Consider the following 17,183-nt stretch of genomic DNA (forward strand, 5'->3'; position numbering starts at 1 on the left):
CTTTTAATAATATATTAAGTGCAAAATTACTGCAATTTATGCAGAAATCCAAATTTAGCATTAAATTGTTTTGAAAATTTATGGCTTTTTGATTGCTTCATTGTATCTTTGCAAACGTGAAACGACTTATCTTTACTTATCTACTATTAACCTTTTTTGTTTTTGCTCAGGCACAAACAAATATTCACCAACGTCAATTAACAATGGATGATGGCCTGTTGGCCAATTCCGTCACACAGATAGTTCAGGACAACCGCGGTTTTCTCTGGATAGGCACCGCCAACGGTCTGTCGAGATACGATGGCGTGAGCATCGAGAACTACCGACTCTCCGAACTTGATGCCACCCACGGCGTAAATGCACTGTTAGCGCTTAATGACGGTGACCTGCTGATAGGTACCCGACAGACGGTCTATCAATTCAGTTTCGACACTGAGGAGTTCACTGCTCTTCCTTTTGAGGATACGCTCAACGTTTCGTCTCTGGCCACTGATTTCGACGGCAACCTGTGGATTGCCACCCACAACCAAGGAGTTGTGCGATATAACAAGAAGGAAGAACTGGTTCAGGAATATCATCTGTATGAGGTTTCCGATGATGTCGATATGATCTATGCAGACAACGACAATCAGATTTGGGCATTGAGTAAGGATGGTGTGGTTCCACTATGGCGCCTCGACAAGTTGACTGACACTTTCTCACCTGCCAACCTATTGTCGGCCTCACCCAACAGCATCACAATGCTGCAAACCAGTGACAAGCGTTTATGGCTGGGTACTTGGGAACATGGTATCATGCTCATTCACGACGATGGCTCGTTGGAGCCCATGCCTATTCCTACCGGCGGTCATTGTCAGCATATACGCACTTTATTTGAACTATCGCCCACCCAACTGCTATTAGGCTGCGACGACGGACTATGGGTCTTCGACACCCAACTGCACACCTACAATCTCTACACTCCACAGCGCTTTATACAAGCTATCACCCGTGACCACGAAGGCGGTTTGTGGATAGGAACAATGCACAATGGCGTAACCTATCTCTCCCCCATTGCCCATCGTTTCAGTCACTCGCCCGTTGGCCTTACTGCCCATTTCTGTGAAGACCGGTATGGCAATCTATGGGTGACCCGCGAACACGGCGGACTGGACTGTTATCGCAATCATCATCTCGTAGAGACATTCAACACATCCAGACTCGACGGTCTTAGCATCCACTCACTCTGTGCCGATGGCAGCAACCTTTGGATTGGCACTTATAGCGATGGTGTCTATCAGTTCTCGCCCACAACGGGAAGACTGCGTCATTATGAGACGACCAACGACGAACAGAGTCTTTACGATCCGAACTCCTGCACACTACTACGCGACAGGAAAGGCCGCATCTGGGTGGCCACCATGCAGGGACTGTGCGTCTATAACCCCAACACCGACCGTTTTGAGCGTAAAGCCGCAGTGGCATCAGTGCCCATAGATATTGACGAGGACAGCAAGGGACGCCTTTGGATCTCGACACAAGGCAACGGTATCTGGCGCTACGATAAGAATAATGGCAGTATCAAGCATTTCCGTCGTGATGGCAGAAATGAGGCTACACTCAGCGACAACATCGTCAACAGCACCATTATCGACAGCAATGGAACTCTTTGGGCTGGCACCCAGAACGGTCTTTGCCATTTCGACGAAAAGAATGACTGTTTCAGACGCGTCAAGCTCGGTGTGCCACGACAAGTGGTGTCGGCCATTATTGAAGATCAAGGTGCGTTGTGGCTCTCAGGTGATTTCGGTATTCTGCGCTATCAAGAGGGTAAGAACTTACAACGTTTCACCCGACAGGACGGACTCGGAAGTGAAAAGTTCCAGCCAAACTCAGCCTGGAAAGCCAACGACGGATGCATCTATTTCGGCAACATCAGTGGCATTGACTCTTTCTATCCCTACCAAATCAAAGTGAATCAGCATGCACCAGCTGTATTCATCACCGGACTTGAAATCAACAACCAGCGTGTCGATATCGGCGGCTGGCATCTACCCATCGTCTTTGAGAAGCTGAAACAACTTGATATTTGGTACAATGACCGCATGTTCAGTCTTTCGTTTGCCTCACTGAGCTATTGCTCGCCTGAAAAAAACATGTATGCTTACAAACTGGAAGGCTTTGACAAAGACTGGAACTTTGTTGGCAACACTCAAAAAGTCACCTACACCAATCTTCCTGCCGGAAAATACACATTCTTAGTCCGTGGTACGAACAATGACGGTATCTGGTCGGAGAATATCACTTCTTTACCCATAGAAGTGCACCCGCCCTACTGGTTGTCCACTTATGCAAAGATATTCTATGTCATCCTGTTCATCGTACTCGTCACTGGTTTCATCCGTTTCCGTCTGTTCCTGACTGAACGCCGCCACCGTAAGGAGATTGCCCTGCTGAATGAAGCCAAGAAGGAAGAGATGCGTGTAGCACGCATAGAGTTCTTCACCATGATAGCCCATGAGATCCGGACACCTGTTTCACTCATCATCGGTCCGTTGGAAACGCTGAAAGAGAAACTGAAAACCTATCTCTACAATCATTCTGTGAACACTGAGGAACTGGACTTCCAGGAACTGAAAGGTACCCTACAGGTTATCGACCGCAACGCCAACCGACTGTTGGAGCTGATCAACCAGCTCTTGGATTTCCGTAAGGTAGAACAGCACCGTATGGAGATGAATTTCAGCCCACAGAATATCCGACAACTCCTACAGTCGGTAGCCGACAACTTCAGCACGGCCCTCAAAACACAAGGTCTGAAGTTCAGCGTTAGTCTGCCCGACAGTCAGTTTACAGCCTCGGTGGACCGCGAAGCCATTGTCAAGGTGGTCACCAACCTGCTGTCGAATGCCCAGAAATACACACATAGCTCTATTGAGTTGTGCAGTAAACCACTCCCCGACGGCAAACATTTCAGTATCGCCGTTTACGACGATGGTGAAGGCATTGCCAAGGAAGACCTGAAGAATATTTTCGATCCTTTCTTCCAAGGCCGGAACAACAAGCCGGGAACAGGTATTGGTCTGAACATCGTCAAGCATGTCGTGGAACAACATCACGGAACAATCGACATCCAATCCGAACCTGGCAAAGGTACCCGTTTCACGATTATCCTACCCATCGCCCAAGACTTCAACAGCGACAGCAAGGCAGTAGATTCTCCATCAGAGAAAAACGATGTTTCTCCTGCTATAGTCGAACAGAAAAAAGACGAGAAACCCACCATGCTTATTGTTGATGACAACGAAGATATGCTTACCTTCCTCGTTACAACTTTCATGGACAATTTCGAGACCATCGCTGCCCACGACGGCAATGAGGCACTACAGATTCTGAAAGAGAGTCTGGTGGTAAAAGACGGTCAGACCCCCACTTCGACCGTTGACATCATTATCAGCGACTGGATGATGCCTGATACCGACGGCATCGAACTGTGCAGTAGCATACGTCAGAACACTGCCACCAAGCACATTCCTTTCATCCTGCTCACCGCCAAGACAGATAGTGATTCGAAAGTTCGTGCCATGGAGGCCGGTGTCGATGCCTATATTGAGAAACCTTTCGCCGTCAAATATTTAGAGGCCTGCATCCATAATTTACTAAATCGCAAGCCTCAAACAGACGGACTTTTAAGTAAAAACAACTTAAAATAGAAGCCATTATGATATTTTTTATTTAATAAAATGGTGAAAAAGGCCACTTTTTGCAGATTTGTGCGTAAATTTGCAGCCGAATTATAATTCAACTGATCAGATGAAAAAATATCACTATGTGTTCGGCATGCTGTTGTCGATGTCTATCACCCTCTCTTCTTGCCTGGGCGAAGGTAGTTCTGAGGTCTCTCTCTACGACGATGCCGTCATCACCAGTTTTACACTTGGCACACTAACCCAATACAAACCCGGTACAGATGAGGTTGTTACTACCTTTTCCGGTTCAACATACCCCATGTCTATTGACCAGCTCAATGGTCGTATTTTCAACCGCACTCCCCTGCCTGTGGGCACTCGTATCAACGATGTGCTCTGCACTATTGGCACTTTGAACAATGGCGCCGTGGCTCTTCAGAATCTTACCGATGAATATTTCAACTGGCACAATTCTTCAGTGGGCGTAGATTTCTCAAAAGATTCTACACGCACCTTCAGAATTTTTGCCTCCGATGCTTCATGCTACCGCGACTATAAAGTAAAGATTACCGTTTCCAGCAGCGAAGGCACTAATTTCAGCTGGGGGGATCCCGTTGCCGACACCACCCTTTTGAAAGGATTCAGCGACATGCGCCTTGTGGCTATCAGCGGAAAACGTATGCTGGCACTTTGTGGCGATGGCAGTCAGACGGTAGTACGCACCTCTGCCGACAATGGCACTACTTGGAACGATCCTTCCACTGCTCCCGCCCTTGCCGACAGTGCCTGGGCCAGCGCTGTCGTAAAGGACAGCACCCTGTATTTGCTGAGCAACGGCCTGATTTATTCTACCAAGAACGGTGAGGAATGGAACAGCATCACTGCAGCCCCAGAACTGAAACAACTGGTGGCCATGAGCACGGGCGAACTGTTTGCCCTGTGCAAGGACAACACCCTTCAGGCCTCGGCCGACAATGGATTGAGCTGGACCCCACAGATTTTTGAAGAGGGGCTTTCTGCCGACTCGGCGAAGACACTGCTCAACATAAAAGATATTGCCAGCACCACCTTCAACTACCCGGCCAGCTATCATGCCGACTACGTGCTGATGGTGGGCAACAATGGCAACAACACTGTGGTATGGCGCAAGATAGCCCACTACGATCCCATTAAAGCCACTGACACATGGTCGAACATTCCACAAGAGGAAATCAATAAGTTCCGCTTGCCAGTTCGTCATCACCTCTCACTGGTACACTTCGATGATACAGTTTTAGCTTTTGCCGATGGCACAAGTGCATTCCAGACTACCGATCAGGGTATTACCTGGAAAGACAACAGCACTTATGCCCTGCCTCTTGGCGAGCCTATTCGCTGTGTGGCTGTCGATGGCGACGGTCGTCTGATGGCTATCAGCCAAGGTGGAAAAGTTTATAGAGGCATCAAATACTAAAAAGCTGTTGCCTCGCGTGCACGCATATAAATAAGGTTGAGAATGGTCAGAAAGTTCATCGTATCCACCGTCGCTTTTTTGATGGCAATAGCCGTTTCAGCACAGGATGAGCCCGAATATCGGCTCGAACTTGGAGCCGGAGCTGGTCTTGCAGCCTATGAGGGCGATTTCAACGGAAACATTCTCAAAGGGATGAAGCCCATGGGTACAGCGGTGGCAAAATACAAGATGAACCCCCGCATGGCCTGGGCAGCACTGATAGGCTACGGCAAACTGAAAGGTTCTTCGACCAACGCCGACACCTGGCTTCCCGAACTGAACAAGCATCCTGTCGGTTTCAACACCTCGGTGGTCGATGTCACCTTGCGCTATGAGTATAACTTCTGGCCGTTCGGCACAGGGCGCGAATATTATGGTGCCACCCGCATCACACCGTTCATCACCCTGGGTGTGGGCATGTCTTTCGGCAGTGCCGAAGCTACTAAGGACGGTAACACCGAGAAAGTGTCGTCAGCAGGATTCCAGTTTCCTATCGGACTGGGCATGAAATACAAACTGGCCGACCGCTGGAACCTGGCCGTGGAGTGGACCATGCATTTCACCGGCACCGACAAACTCGACGGAAAGGCCGACCCCTACGGCATCAAGAGCAGCGGACTGTTCAAGAACACCGACTGCTACAGCATATTAGGCGCCACACTTACCTACGACTTGTGGGCCAAATGTAAAACCTGTCATAACGACAGAGAATGACCTAATTAGAGAATATGAATAACGAACTTGACATGAACCGCATACCCCAGCATGTTGCCATCATCATGGATGGTAACGGCCGATGGGCTACCGAACGCGGAAAGGAACGCAGTTATGGTCATCAGGCTGGTGTAGAGGCAGTACGCCGCATCACATCGGAATGTACAAGACTGGGCGTAAAATACCTGACGCTCTATACCTTCTCTACCGAGAACTGGAACCGTCCTGCCGATGAGATTTCAGCCCTGATGGGACTGGTGCTCACTTCGCTCGAAGATGAAATCTTCATGAAGAACAACGTGCGTTTCCGCGTGATTGGCGATATAAAGCGACTGCCTGCCGAGGTTCAGCAGAAACTGCATGAAACGGAAGAGCATACAGCCAAGAACGATGCCATGACCATGGTGGTAGCCCTAAGCTATTCAAGCCGTTGGGAGATTACCAATGCCGTTCGTGAGATTATCAGTGAGAATCCTCAGGAAATCACTGAGGAGACCATCACCAAGCATCTCACCACCTCGTTCATGCCCGATCCCGACTTACTCATCCGCACTGGTGGAGAATTACGTATATCCAACTACCTGCTGTGGCAGATAGCCTATTCCGAACTCTATTTCTGTGACACCTACTGGCCCGACTTCAACGAGCAGGAACTGCACAAGGCAATCCGCAGTTTCCAGAGCCGTCAGCGTCGTTTCGGCAAGACCGAGGCACAGGTGGAAGAAGAAGTGAAGGATGAGAAATGATTCGATATTAGTGAATAATATAAGAAGATGTTCTATAATAAACAAATTAATGAGATAAGAAGTGCATGGATAGTAAAAGTGCTGTTCACACTGTTTACTATTCACTGCTCACTATTCACTGCTCATGCTCAGGATTTCGTACTGAACCCCGACATCAACTATGCCGGAACACCACGCCAGTGTGAGATTGGCGGACTGGCCGTTGAAGGCGTTGAGGGCTATGAAGACTATGTCATCACCGGACTTTCAGGATTGTCTGTCGGACAGTCTATCAGTGTGCCGGGTACTGAGATTACCGAAGCTGTAAAGCGTTACTGGAAGCACGGACTGTTCTCGAAAGTGCGCATCACTGCCGACAGTATCGTCAATTCGAAGGTGTTCCTCACCATCCATCTGGCTCTTCGTCCAAAGATTACCGATATCACCTATACCGGTGTGAAGAAGAGCGAGCGTGAAGACCTGGAAGCCAAACTGGGTATGGCTAAGGGAATGAGTCTGACCAAGAACCTCATTGACCGTGCCAAAATCCTGGCTAAGAAATATTTCGATGATAAGGGCTACAAGAATGCCGATATCATCATTCAGCAGCGCGACGATGTCACTGGCAAAAACCAGGTGGTGCTCGATGTCATCATCGACAAGAAAGACAAGATGAAGGTGCGCAAGATTATCTTCGACGGCAACGAGAAGCTCTCCGACAGAAAGATCAAGGGCCACCTGTTCAGCAAAGGCCATTTCGGTAAAATCCATGAGGCGGGCAAACTGTACAGTTTCCTGAAATCAAAGAAATTCACACCCGAACGTTATACCGAGGCCAAACAGAAGTTGATTGAGCGTTACAACGAACTGGGCTTCCGCGATGCTACTATCCTCGAAGACTCTGTTTATACGGTCGATGAGAAGCACCTGAACGTGTACCTTAAGATTGACGAAGGCGAGAAATACTATCTGCGCAACATCAACTGGGTGGGCAACACGGTGGTGACCACCGACTATCTGAATGCCGTTCTGGGCATGAAGAAAGGCGATGTGTACAACCAGAAACAGATGAACAAGCGTCTGCGTGATGATGATGACGCCGTGGGCAACTACTATTACAACAACGGTTACGTGTTCTCGAACATCGAACCCACCGAAATCAACATTGTCGGCGACTCCATCGATCTGGAGATGCGCATCTTTGAGGGTCCTCAGGCCCATCTGAACAATGTACGCATCTTCGGTAACGACCGCTTGTATGAAGAGGTGGTACGCCGCGAACTGCGCACCAAGCCCGGTGACCTGTTCTCGAAAGAGGCACTGATGCGTTCGGCTCGTGAAATTGCCTCTATGGGCTATTTCGATGCTGAGAAAGTATCCCCGGATGTGAAACCGAACTACGAAGACGGTACCGTAGATATCAACTGGAACCTTGAGCAGAAATCCAACGACCAGCTCGAACTCTCATTAGGTTGGGGACAGACAGGTATCATCGGTCGTGTGGGTGTGAAGTTCACCAACTTCTCTATGCGCAACCTCTTGGGCAAGAACAAGCTGCATCGCGGCATCCTGCCCTCTGGCGATGGCGAACAGATTGGCCTCAGTTTCCAGACCAACGGACGCTACTATAGCTCGGTATCTACCAACTACTCTACCGGATGGTTTGGCGGCAAACGCCCCAATGCGCTCAATGTCGGAATGTACTACTCTAAGCAGAGCGACGTGTCAAGCAGTTACTACAACAACTCCTGGATGAACACACTCTATAGCTACGGCTCTTATAACACTGGTTATTACAACAACTATGAAAGTTTCCTTGACGATGATAAGTATGTGAAACTCTTTGGCGTTTCCGTTGGTTGGGGTAAGCGTCTGCGCTGGCCCGATGACTACTTCCAGTTGTCGGCTACAGTGGCCTACCAGCGTTATATGCTGAAAGACTGGCGCTACTTCCTCATCTCCAATGGTAACTGTAACAACCTGAACTTCGGTCTGGCACTGTCACGTACCTCAACCGACAATCCTCTCTTCCCCCGTCACGGATCAGAGTTCTCCATTTCACTGACCCTTACTCCACCCTGGTCGCTCTTCGACGGTAAGGACTATGCCAACCTGGCTACTGCCGAAACCTATCAGAACGACCGTGAGCGCTATGACGCCGAACAGCAGGATAAATACCGTTGGATTGAATATCATAAATGGAAGTTCAAGACCCGAACCTATACCGCACTCACCGGCGGACAGAAATGTTTCGTGCTGATGACACGTATAGAAATGGGCTTGCTCGGTGCCTACAACCACAACAAGAAATCTCCCTTCGAGTATTTCTACATGGGTGGCGACGGCATGAGCGGCTATAGCACCAGCTATGCTGAGGAGACCATCGGTCTGCGTGGTTACGAGAACGGTTCGCTGACGCCCTACGGACAGGAAGGCTATGCCTACGACCGTTTCTCACTCGAACTGCGCTATCCCTTCATGCTGGGCAACACCACCATCTATGGTCTGACCTTTGCCGAAGCAGGTAATGCATGGCACAGCACACGCGACTTCAACCCCTTCTCAATGAAGCGTTCTGCCGGTTTGGGCGTGCGTATCTATCTGCCTATGGTGGGTCTGATGGGTATCGACTGGGCCTACGGTTTCGACAAGGTTTACCAGGGAACAACTCAGGAAAGCCGTGGTGGCAGCAACTTCCACTTCGTACTCGGACAAGAATTCTAACATAGTTTACAGTTAATAGTTAAAAGTTTACAGTTATGATTAGAAAAATTATTCTTTGCGCTATCTGCATCATCTGCAGTTTCAGCTCGGCTTCTGCCCAGAAGTTCGCCTTGATCGACATGGACTATATATTCAAGAATATACCCGCCTATGAACGTGCCAACGAGCAGTTGGCCCAGGTGTCACGCAAGTGGCAGGCTGAGGTCGATGCCCTGAACACAGAGGCCCAGACCATGTACAAGAACTATCAGAACGAAGTGGTATTCCTTTCTGCTGAGCAGAAGAAGAGCCGTCAGGATGCTATCATGGAGAAAGAGAAGGAGGCAGCCGAACTGAAACGTAAGTACTTCGGACCAGAGGGCGAACTGTTCAAGAAACGCTCGTCGCTGATGTCGCCCATTCAGGAAGAGGTATATAATGCCGTTAAGGATATCGCCGACCTGCGCGGCTATCAGCTGGTGCTCGACCGTGCCAGTGATACCGGCATCATCTTCGGTTCGCCAAAGATAGACATATCCAATGAGGTGCTCCAGAAACTGGGCTATGCCAATTAAACGAAACTGGCAGTAGCTCGTCATATCGATAAACAATCTTTACAATAAAATGAATCAATAAACAGTTTTTATTATTAAGGAAATAACAAAAATCAATAACACAACAATGAAAAAACTTATTCTTTGCGCTATCTGCGCTATCTGCGGTCTCACCGCTCAGGCTCAGGCCAAGTTCGGCCACGTGAACACTCAGGAGATCATTCAGGCTATGCCCGAATTCACCACTGCCCGCACTGAGATTGAAAACCTCACCAAGCAGTATGAAGCTGACTTGAAGTCTATGCAGGACGAACTGCAGAAGAAGGGCGAGGCTTTCGACAAGGAGCAGGCCACTCTTCCCGATAATATCAAACAGCGCCGTCAGCAGGAACTGCAGGATATGTACCAGAAAATCCAGCAGAGCTTCCAGGACAACCAGCAGGCTCTTCAGCGTGCTCAGCAGGAGAAGATGGCTGCCATCCAGACCAAGGTGATCGATGCTATCAAGGCAGTAGGCCAGGCTGGCAACTATGTTTACATTATGGAGATGGGTGCCGGTATCCCCTACATCAGCACTACCCTTTCTGAAGATGTTACTGCTCAAGTGAAAACCAAGCTTGGACTGAAGTAATCAATTAAAATATCGTATATGAAGCGAATTATTCTTACATTCTTCGCTTTCCTGCCATTGGCTCTTCTGGCTCAGTCAGAACAGCCAATGGCAGGTGAGGTTTCAGAAGAAACAACCGAAACAGCCCCTCAGCAGACCCTCCTTTTTGGCTATCTCAGCTATGATGCCGTGATGAAGACCATGCCGGAATATGCAGCTGCTCAAGATACGCTCAGAGTGGAGCGTGAAGCCTTTGAAAAGGAGATGAAGCGCATTGAGGACGAGTTCAACCAGAAATATGAATCGTTTCTGGAAGGACAACGTGAATTTCCCCGCACCATTCTTCTCAAACGCCAGAATGAGTTGCAGGAACTGATGCAGCGCAATGTAGAATTCAAGGCTCAGGCTCGTGAGGAACTGCGTCAGCGCGAGGAACAGCTCATGATGCCTGTACGTATCCGCCTGAACGAAGGCATTGCCGCCATTGCCCGCAAAAACGGTCTGGCCCTGGTGGTGAACACCGATACCAATGCCTGTCCCTTTATCGAACCTTCCATGGGCCTCTCTATCCAGAACGAGACCATAGAATTTTTGAAATAGGAACTATAAATACTATAGGCACTATAGGTACTATAGGCACTATAGGTACTATAGATACTATAGCCACTATAGAAACTATCCCCACTATCCCACTCCCCCTCTCTAAAAAAAACAACCCATGTTCTCCAAATCTCCCGGCCCCATCGGCATCTTCGACAGCGGTTACGGCGGACTGACCATCCTTCATGGTATTCGCCAGCAACTACCCGAGTACGACTATCTGTATCTGGGCGATAATGCACGTGCACCTTACGGTCCACGGTCGTTCGATGTGGTCTATGAGTTCACCCGTCAGGCAGTACGATTCCTTTTCGAGCGAGGCTGTCAGCTGGTCATCCTGGGGTGTAATACTGCCTCGGCAAAAGCCTTGCGCAGCATACAGCAGAAGGATCTGCCCCAGTGGGATGCCGACCGCCGTGTGCTAGGCATCATCCGTCCTACTGCCGAAATCATCGGTTCACTGACCAAGAGCCGTCATGTGGGAATACTGGCCACTGAGGGTACTATCAAGAGTGAGAGTTACAACCTGGAGATAAAGAAGTTGCATCCAGACATTGAGGTGACTGGTGTGGCCTGCCCGTTCTGGGTGCCACTGGTAGAATACAATGAGGCCGACTCGCCCGGAGCCGACTATTTTGTGAAGAAGAACCTCGACCAACTGATGCGTATCGACCCGCAAATCGATGCCATCATTCTTGGGTGTACCCATTATCCCCTACTCATGCCGAAGATTCTGAAGTATATCCATCCGGGCATACGTGTCATCCCGCAGGGAGAGTATGTGGCCAGCGCCTTGACCGACTACCTGCACCGTCACACGGATCTTGAGGCACGCTGTTCAAAGGGAGGCACCGCCCATTATCTGACCACCGAGAATGCCGACACCTTCCGTCAGCAAGCCCAGCTGTTCCTTCACGAACCGGTAGAGGCCGAGAAAATAATATTAGGATAAAACTATAGGAACTATAAATACTATAGGAACTATAGCCACTATAGGAACTATAGGCACTATACCCACTATAAAACAAAAAAAACTATGCAAGAAACCCGCCAAAATAAAATTGCTCGCCTGCTACAGAAAGAGCTGAGCGTTATTTTCCAGGAACAAACCCGCTCCATGCACGGAGTGATGGTATCAGTGACCCGCACCAAGGTGTCGCCCGATTTGGGCATCTGCACTGCCTACCTGAGCATTTTTCCCTCAGAACGTGGTGAGGAACTGCTGAAAAACATTGAGAAGAGCAACCAGCAGATTCGCTTCGCTTTGGGCCAGCGTGTACGCCACCAGTTGCGCATCATCCCCGAGCTGCGCTTCTTCATCGACGATTCACTCGATTATATCGAACGTATTGACGAACTGCTGAAAAAATAATGCATAATTCATAATGCATTATGAATTTCAAAAAGCTATGCGTTTCCCTTTCTTCATCGCCCGCAGATACCTGTTTTCAAAGAAGTCAACGAATGCTATTAATGTGATTAGTGGCATCTCGGTGGTTGGTGTTGCCGTGGCCACCATGGCCTTGGTGGTGACACTCAGCGTGTTCAACGGTTTCAGCGATCTGGTAGCAACCCTCTTCACCGCTTTCGACCCTCAGTTGGAGATAACGCCCACTGAAGGCAAGACAGCACCAGCCGATGATCCTATACTCACCGAGATACGCCAGTTGCCACAGATTGCCGTGGCCACAGAGTGTGTAGAGGATTTGGCACTGGTCACCTATCACGACCGTCAGGCCATGGTGACCATCAAAGGCGTAGAGGACAATTTCGACCAACTCACGCATATCCGGGAAATTCTTTATGGCGACGGTACGTTTGAACTGCATGCCGCCGACCTCCAATACGGTATAGTAGGCATCCGTCTGGCCGAACAGCTGGGCATGGGCTACCGCTTTGAAGACCCACTTCAGGTGTATGTGCCCCGCCGTGAAGGACAAGTGGATATCACCGACCCGGAGGATGGTTTCGAACACGACGAGCTCTTCTCGCCCGGCGTACTGTTCTCGGTGATGCAAGCCAAATACGACAAGAACTATATCCTCACCTCGGTAGGCTTTGCCCGCCGCATCTTCGACCAGCAGGGCATGATCTCGTCATTAGCTTTGCGACTGAAGCCCGGCAGCGATTTTGAAGGGGTGAAGAGCGAGATAAAGCGTATTGCCGGCGACCGCTATCAGGTGCGCGACCGCTATGAACAGCAGGACGACACGTTCCGCATCATGAAAATCGAGAAATTCATTGCATACATATTCCTGACCTTTATTCTGGTGGTGGCCTGTTTCAACATTATCGGATCCCTGTCTATGCTTATCATCGACAAGCGCGATGATGTAGTGACCCTTCGCAATCTGGGTGCTTCCGACCATCAGATTACTCAGATTTTCCTTTTTGAAGGCCGTATGATTTCGGCCATGGGTGCCGTTATTGGCATCCTCATCGGCCTGTTGCTTTGCTGGATTCAGCAAACATTCGGGGTGATTGCCTTGGGTTCGAGTGCCGGTTCGTTTATTGTAGATGCCTATCCCGTGAGTGTACATTTCACGGATGTCCTTCTGGTGTTCGTCACCGTGCTGGTGGTAGGCTTCCTCTCGGTATGGTACCCAGTAAGGTATTTTTCAAAAAGATTAATAGAATAAAACTATAGGAACTATAGGTACTATAGATACTATAGGAACTATAGAAACTATAGATACTATAGGAACTATAGGCACTATAGGCACTATAAAAAACAAAAAATAAAACAAAAAAAAACAACAACAATGCCAAACCCTAACCCCGAAAAACCATATCAAGTCCTCAAGCGACAGAAACCTTGGCGCGATGCTTACTACTACCAGAAATCAGAAGTGATATACCAGATGACATACGTGTTTTGCCAGCGATTTCTACCCCCTCACGGCGACCGAACTGTAGATCAGATGGTACAAGCCGCACGTTCGGGAAAACAAAATATTATTGAAGGAATTGAAGATGGCGAGACCTCTACTGAGATGCATATCAAACTGCTGAATGTTGCGCGCAGCTCATTACAAGAACTTCGTGAAGACTACCGTGACTATCTGCTTTCACGCAACCTGACAATCTGGACAAGCGGTTTTGAGAGATATGAGAAGATGCAGACCTTTTGCCGACAGCACAACAAGTTTGAGGATTATCAGCCCTTTCTCCCAAAATGGGATGAAGAGGAAATGGCAAATATTGCGTTGACCCTTTGTTGCATGACAGATACGATGCTGAATCATCAGTTACAGAAGTTAGAGAAGGAATTTGTTGAGATGGGTGGAATTAAAGAACGAATGCATGCCGCCCGCACCGGATACCGCCAGGCCCAAGACCAAGAACTGGCCGCCCTCCGACAGGAAGTACCAATGCTTCGAAAAGAAGTAGAACGCCTAAAAGCCCTATTAAGAATAAACAATATAGAGTTTTAGCCCTATAGGAACTATAAATACTATAGGTACTATAGGAACTATAGGTACTATAGAAACTATAACCACTATCGCCACTATAAAGACTCTCTATCCTTTATATTCCTTGGATGATGCTCCAGCACGGCTTGGCGCAATGACTGGTTAGACAGGTGCAGATAGATTTCGGTGGTACCTATCGACTCATGCCCCAGCATGGCCTGAATAACACGCAGGTCGGCACCGCCCTCCAACAAAGCCGTAGCGAAGGAATGGCGCAGCGTATGGGGCGAGATGGTTTTCTGGATGCCTGCCTCTTCGGCCTGCTGCTTCAGCATTATCAATACCATGGTGCGTGTAAGGTGACTACCCCGACGGTTCAGAAATAGATAGTCCTCTTCTCCCGGTTTGATTTTCAAGCTGTTGCGCCAAGGCAGATAATTATCTATTTCGTGCAGGGCCAAATCAGAAATAGGCACCAGTCGCTCCTTCGAACCCTTTCCCAAGATACGCAGAAAACGCTCTTCGCGAAAGAGTTGCGACCACTTCAGGTTCACCAGTTCCGACACACGCAGTCCACAAGAAAAAAGCACTTCGATGATGGCTCGGTTGCGGTGACCTTCAGGTTTTGACAAGTCTATCGAGTCCTTCAAACGGTCCACTTCCTCGGGTGTGAGATACTCCGGAAGATGCTGTCCAATGACCGGATTTTCCAACAATTCCGACGGATCTTGTTCAAAATATCCGTCAATTACCATAAATTTGAAGAATGCTCGCACCCCACTCAGGATGCGACACTGCGAACGTGGTCCGATGCCAATATCGTGCAACTGTGCTGCAAATGTCTGAAGATCTTCGAGTTGCGTTTCCACGACGGGGCGCCCTTCCTGTTCCAGAAAGTTCAATAGTTTGTCAACATCGTGCTCGTAAGCATCGATGGTGTTCGCATTTGCGCCGCGTTGCAGCTTCAAATATCGCAAGAAATCGCTTCTTAGTTTCAGATTCTCAGTTGTCATTCTGTTGGTCGGCAATTGACGTTCAGTTATACTGCAATTGAATAGTAATTATTTTGCAATTGAATGGTAGTTATTCTGCAATTGAATGGTGGTTATTCTGCAATTGAACGGTGGTTACTATTCAATTGAACGGTGATTGTTCTGCAATAGAATGGCTGTTGCGTTGCAGTAGAGCTTTCATTTTTAATTGAAAAAGAGCTCCCCACAATGGTGTGGAGAGCCCCATACTTTTAAACTTAACTTATATAGTGATTAAAACAAATCGAATGAACGAGCTCCGTTGGTGTAACGGATATAGGTATATTCATCGCCACCTTCCTCAACAACCATCTGGTTGTCGTTCTTGCTCTTGATAGTCCAACTTTCACCACCGCCCTGGTAAGAAATACTTACGGTATTACCAGAAATACTGTAGGTGAAAGGTACGGTCTGCTGTACCTGACCTTGTGCATCCAGAACATAGATGTTACCTGAATTTGCTTTTTCGAATGAATAAATGGCAAAACCATCATTTATCTGAACGCCCCACATCTCGCCCTGAAGAGAAACACTACCCTTTTGGCCTTGTCCGTTCACCTCTTCAACCGATGCGAGTGAGCTTGGATCCAATGCTAAGAACTCATAGTCAGTTCCACTAATATTCATGGTGAGCGACTGTCCTGCCTTAAAAGCTGAAACGGTGTAGGTCTGACTGCCAATGGTCAGCGTATTCTGTTCCTGATTATACGACCACTGAACATACTGAGCACTGGTGTATTGTTTATTTTCAACTTCATACATGCGTCCCTGATTGCCGCTGTCGAAAGCCAGCACGAGAGTATAACCGCCGTTTTCCAAATCGCCAGTGTACCATGCTGTTCCTTCAAGTTGCTTCACACCGCCATTGCCCCAGATAGCCTCATAGAGGGCCAAGCCTGTGTTTATCGTATCAACCACATCGTCTGAATCACAACTGGTGCTTGAGAACGACATTGACATCATCATAAAAAATGACAGCGCATAAGTAAAGAATTTCTTCATAATCGAAAAGATTTAAAATTATTTTTGGAGTAGTGATTTTAATTTTCGTTGGCAAAAGTAAAATATAATTTGCAATTCTCCAAAAATATTTGCGTCAATTTCACAAAAACAGGCGGCATTCCAAACATTTTCAACAACGAACTCTTTCACTTACAATATTTTTTCGTATTTTTGTCGGCAAGAATATCAACCAATTTTTCCACGAGAAGAAAACGATGAAAATTCTGATTGTAAACGGTCCAAACTTGAATCTGCTGGGTCAGCGCGAACCTGGCATTTATGGAAGTGAGTCGTTCGAGAACTACCTTGAGCAGTTGCGCAAGCGTTATCCCGAAATAACGATAGACTACTATCAGAGCAATGTGGAGGGCGAACTGATCAACAAGTTGCAGGAGGGCGGTTTTCTGGCCGCTCCGGTATATGACGGTATTGTGCTGAATGCCGGTGCCTACACCCATACCAGCATTGCCCTGCACGACTGCATCCGCTCGCTGAAGTCGCCCGTCATCGAGGTACACATTTCCAATGTACACACCCGTGAGGAATTCCGCCACCACAGCTACCTCTCACCCGTATGCAAGGGCGTGATCTGCGGTTTCGGACTGGACAGTTACAGGTTGGCAATAGAAGCGTTGAAGTAACGGACTCTCCCCCGACCAGAAAGACTCTCC

General features: G+C 48.3%; 15 protein-coding genes. 13 read left to right on the forward strand and 2 right to left on the reverse strand.

Annotated features, from left to right (window positions below; translation table 11 throughout):
* The first annotated feature begins 116 nt into the window (after positions 1-116).
* The 12 genes from L6475_RS14170 to L6475_RS14225 all read left to right on the forward strand — a co-directional run bounded on the left by L6475_RS14170 (position 117) and on the right by L6475_RS14225 (position 14,500).
* Entirely contained in the window at positions 117-3,692 is a 3,576-nt protein-coding gene (locus L6475_RS14170; protein WP_237821147.1) for a two-component regulator propeller domain-containing protein, read from the forward strand.
* 100 nt (positions 3,693-3,792) lie between these two features.
* Positions 3,793-5,121: a DUF6242 domain-containing protein gene (locus L6475_RS14175; protein ID WP_237821149.1), complete on the forward strand. Its 1,329-nt coding sequence runs from the start codon at positions 3,793-3,795 to the stop codon at positions 5,119-5,121.
* A gap of 42 nt (positions 5,122-5,163) precedes the next feature.
* Complete coding sequence (locus L6475_RS14180; RefSeq protein WP_237821150.1) at positions 5,164-5,874, forward strand: DUF6089 family protein; 711 nt, start codon at positions 5,164-5,166, stop codon at positions 5,872-5,874.
* Between the two features lie 14 nt (positions 5,875-5,888).
* Positions 5,889-6,620, forward strand: a complete 732-nt coding sequence (locus L6475_RS14185; RefSeq protein ID WP_237821151.1) for an isoprenyl transferase — start codon at positions 5,889-5,891, stop codon at positions 6,618-6,620.
* Between the two features lie 27 nt (positions 6,621-6,647).
* A complete protein-coding gene (locus L6475_RS14190) occupies positions 6,648-9,323 on the forward strand; it encodes an outer membrane protein assembly factor (protein ID WP_237821153.1) in 2,676 nt (891 codons plus the stop codon).
* Between the two features lie 35 nt (positions 9,324-9,358).
* Positions 9,359-9,877, forward strand: coding sequence for an OmpH family outer membrane protein (locus tag L6475_RS14195; RefSeq protein ID WP_237821155.1), 519 nt, complete (start codon positions 9,359-9,361; stop codon positions 9,875-9,877).
* 106 nt (positions 9,878-9,983) lie between these two features.
* Positions 9,984-10,487, forward strand: coding sequence for an OmpH family outer membrane protein (locus L6475_RS14200; protein WP_237821156.1), 504 nt, complete (start codon positions 9,984-9,986; stop codon positions 10,485-10,487).
* A gap of 18 nt (positions 10,488-10,505) precedes the next feature.
* Positions 10,506-11,066 (forward strand): OmpH family outer membrane protein, encoded by a 561-nt coding sequence (locus L6475_RS14205; protein WP_237821158.1) that lies wholly within the window; start codon positions 10,506-10,508, stop codon positions 11,064-11,066.
* Between the two features lie 118 nt (positions 11,067-11,184).
* Entirely contained in the window at positions 11,185-12,018 is an 834-nt protein-coding gene (murI, locus tag L6475_RS14210) for a glutamate racemase (protein WP_237821160.1), read from the forward strand.
* Between the two features lie 84 nt (positions 12,019-12,102).
* Positions 12,103-12,438 carry a 30S ribosome-binding factor RbfA gene (rbfA, locus tag L6475_RS14215; RefSeq protein WP_237821162.1) on the forward strand — a complete coding sequence of 112 codons (336 nt, stop codon included), beginning with the start codon at positions 12,103-12,105 and terminating at the stop codon, positions 12,436-12,438.
* A 37-nt stretch (positions 12,439-12,475) separates the two neighbouring features.
* On the forward strand, positions 12,476-13,705 hold the full coding sequence (locus L6475_RS14220) for an FtsX-like permease family protein (RefSeq protein WP_237821164.1): 1,230 nt from the start codon (positions 12,476-12,478) through the stop codon (positions 13,703-13,705).
* Between the two features lie 123 nt (positions 13,706-13,828).
* Positions 13,829-14,500, forward strand: coding sequence for a four helix bundle suffix domain-containing protein (locus L6475_RS14225; protein ID WP_237821166.1), 672 nt, complete (start codon positions 13,829-13,831; stop codon positions 14,498-14,500).
* A gap of 74 nt (positions 14,501-14,574) precedes the next feature.
* On the opposite strand, the gene L6475_RS14230 is transcribed toward L6475_RS14225, so the two are convergent.
* Both L6475_RS14230 and L6475_RS14235 read right to left on the reverse strand, forming a co-directional pair.
* Complete coding sequence (locus L6475_RS14230; RefSeq protein WP_237821168.1) at positions 14,575-15,492, reverse strand: site-specific tyrosine recombinase; 918 nt, start codon at positions 15,490-15,492, stop codon at positions 14,575-14,577.
* A gap of 252 nt (positions 15,493-15,744) precedes the next feature.
* On the reverse strand, positions 15,745-16,512 hold the full coding sequence (locus tag L6475_RS14235; protein ID WP_237821170.1) for a lipocalin family protein: 768 nt from the start codon (positions 16,510-16,512) through the stop codon (positions 15,745-15,747).
* A 215-nt stretch (positions 16,513-16,727) separates the two neighbouring features.
* Between L6475_RS14235 and aroQ the strand changes: the two genes are divergently transcribed.
* Positions 16,728-17,153, forward strand: coding sequence for a type II 3-dehydroquinate dehydratase (gene aroQ, locus L6475_RS14240; protein WP_237821173.1), 426 nt, complete (start codon positions 16,728-16,730; stop codon positions 17,151-17,153).
* Positions 17,154-17,183 lie beyond the last annotated feature (30 nt).

This window comes from Prevotella sp. E9-3 (assembly GCF_022024015.1).
Classification (GTDB): Bacteria; Bacteroidota; Bacteroidia; order Bacteroidales; family Bacteroidaceae; genus Prevotella.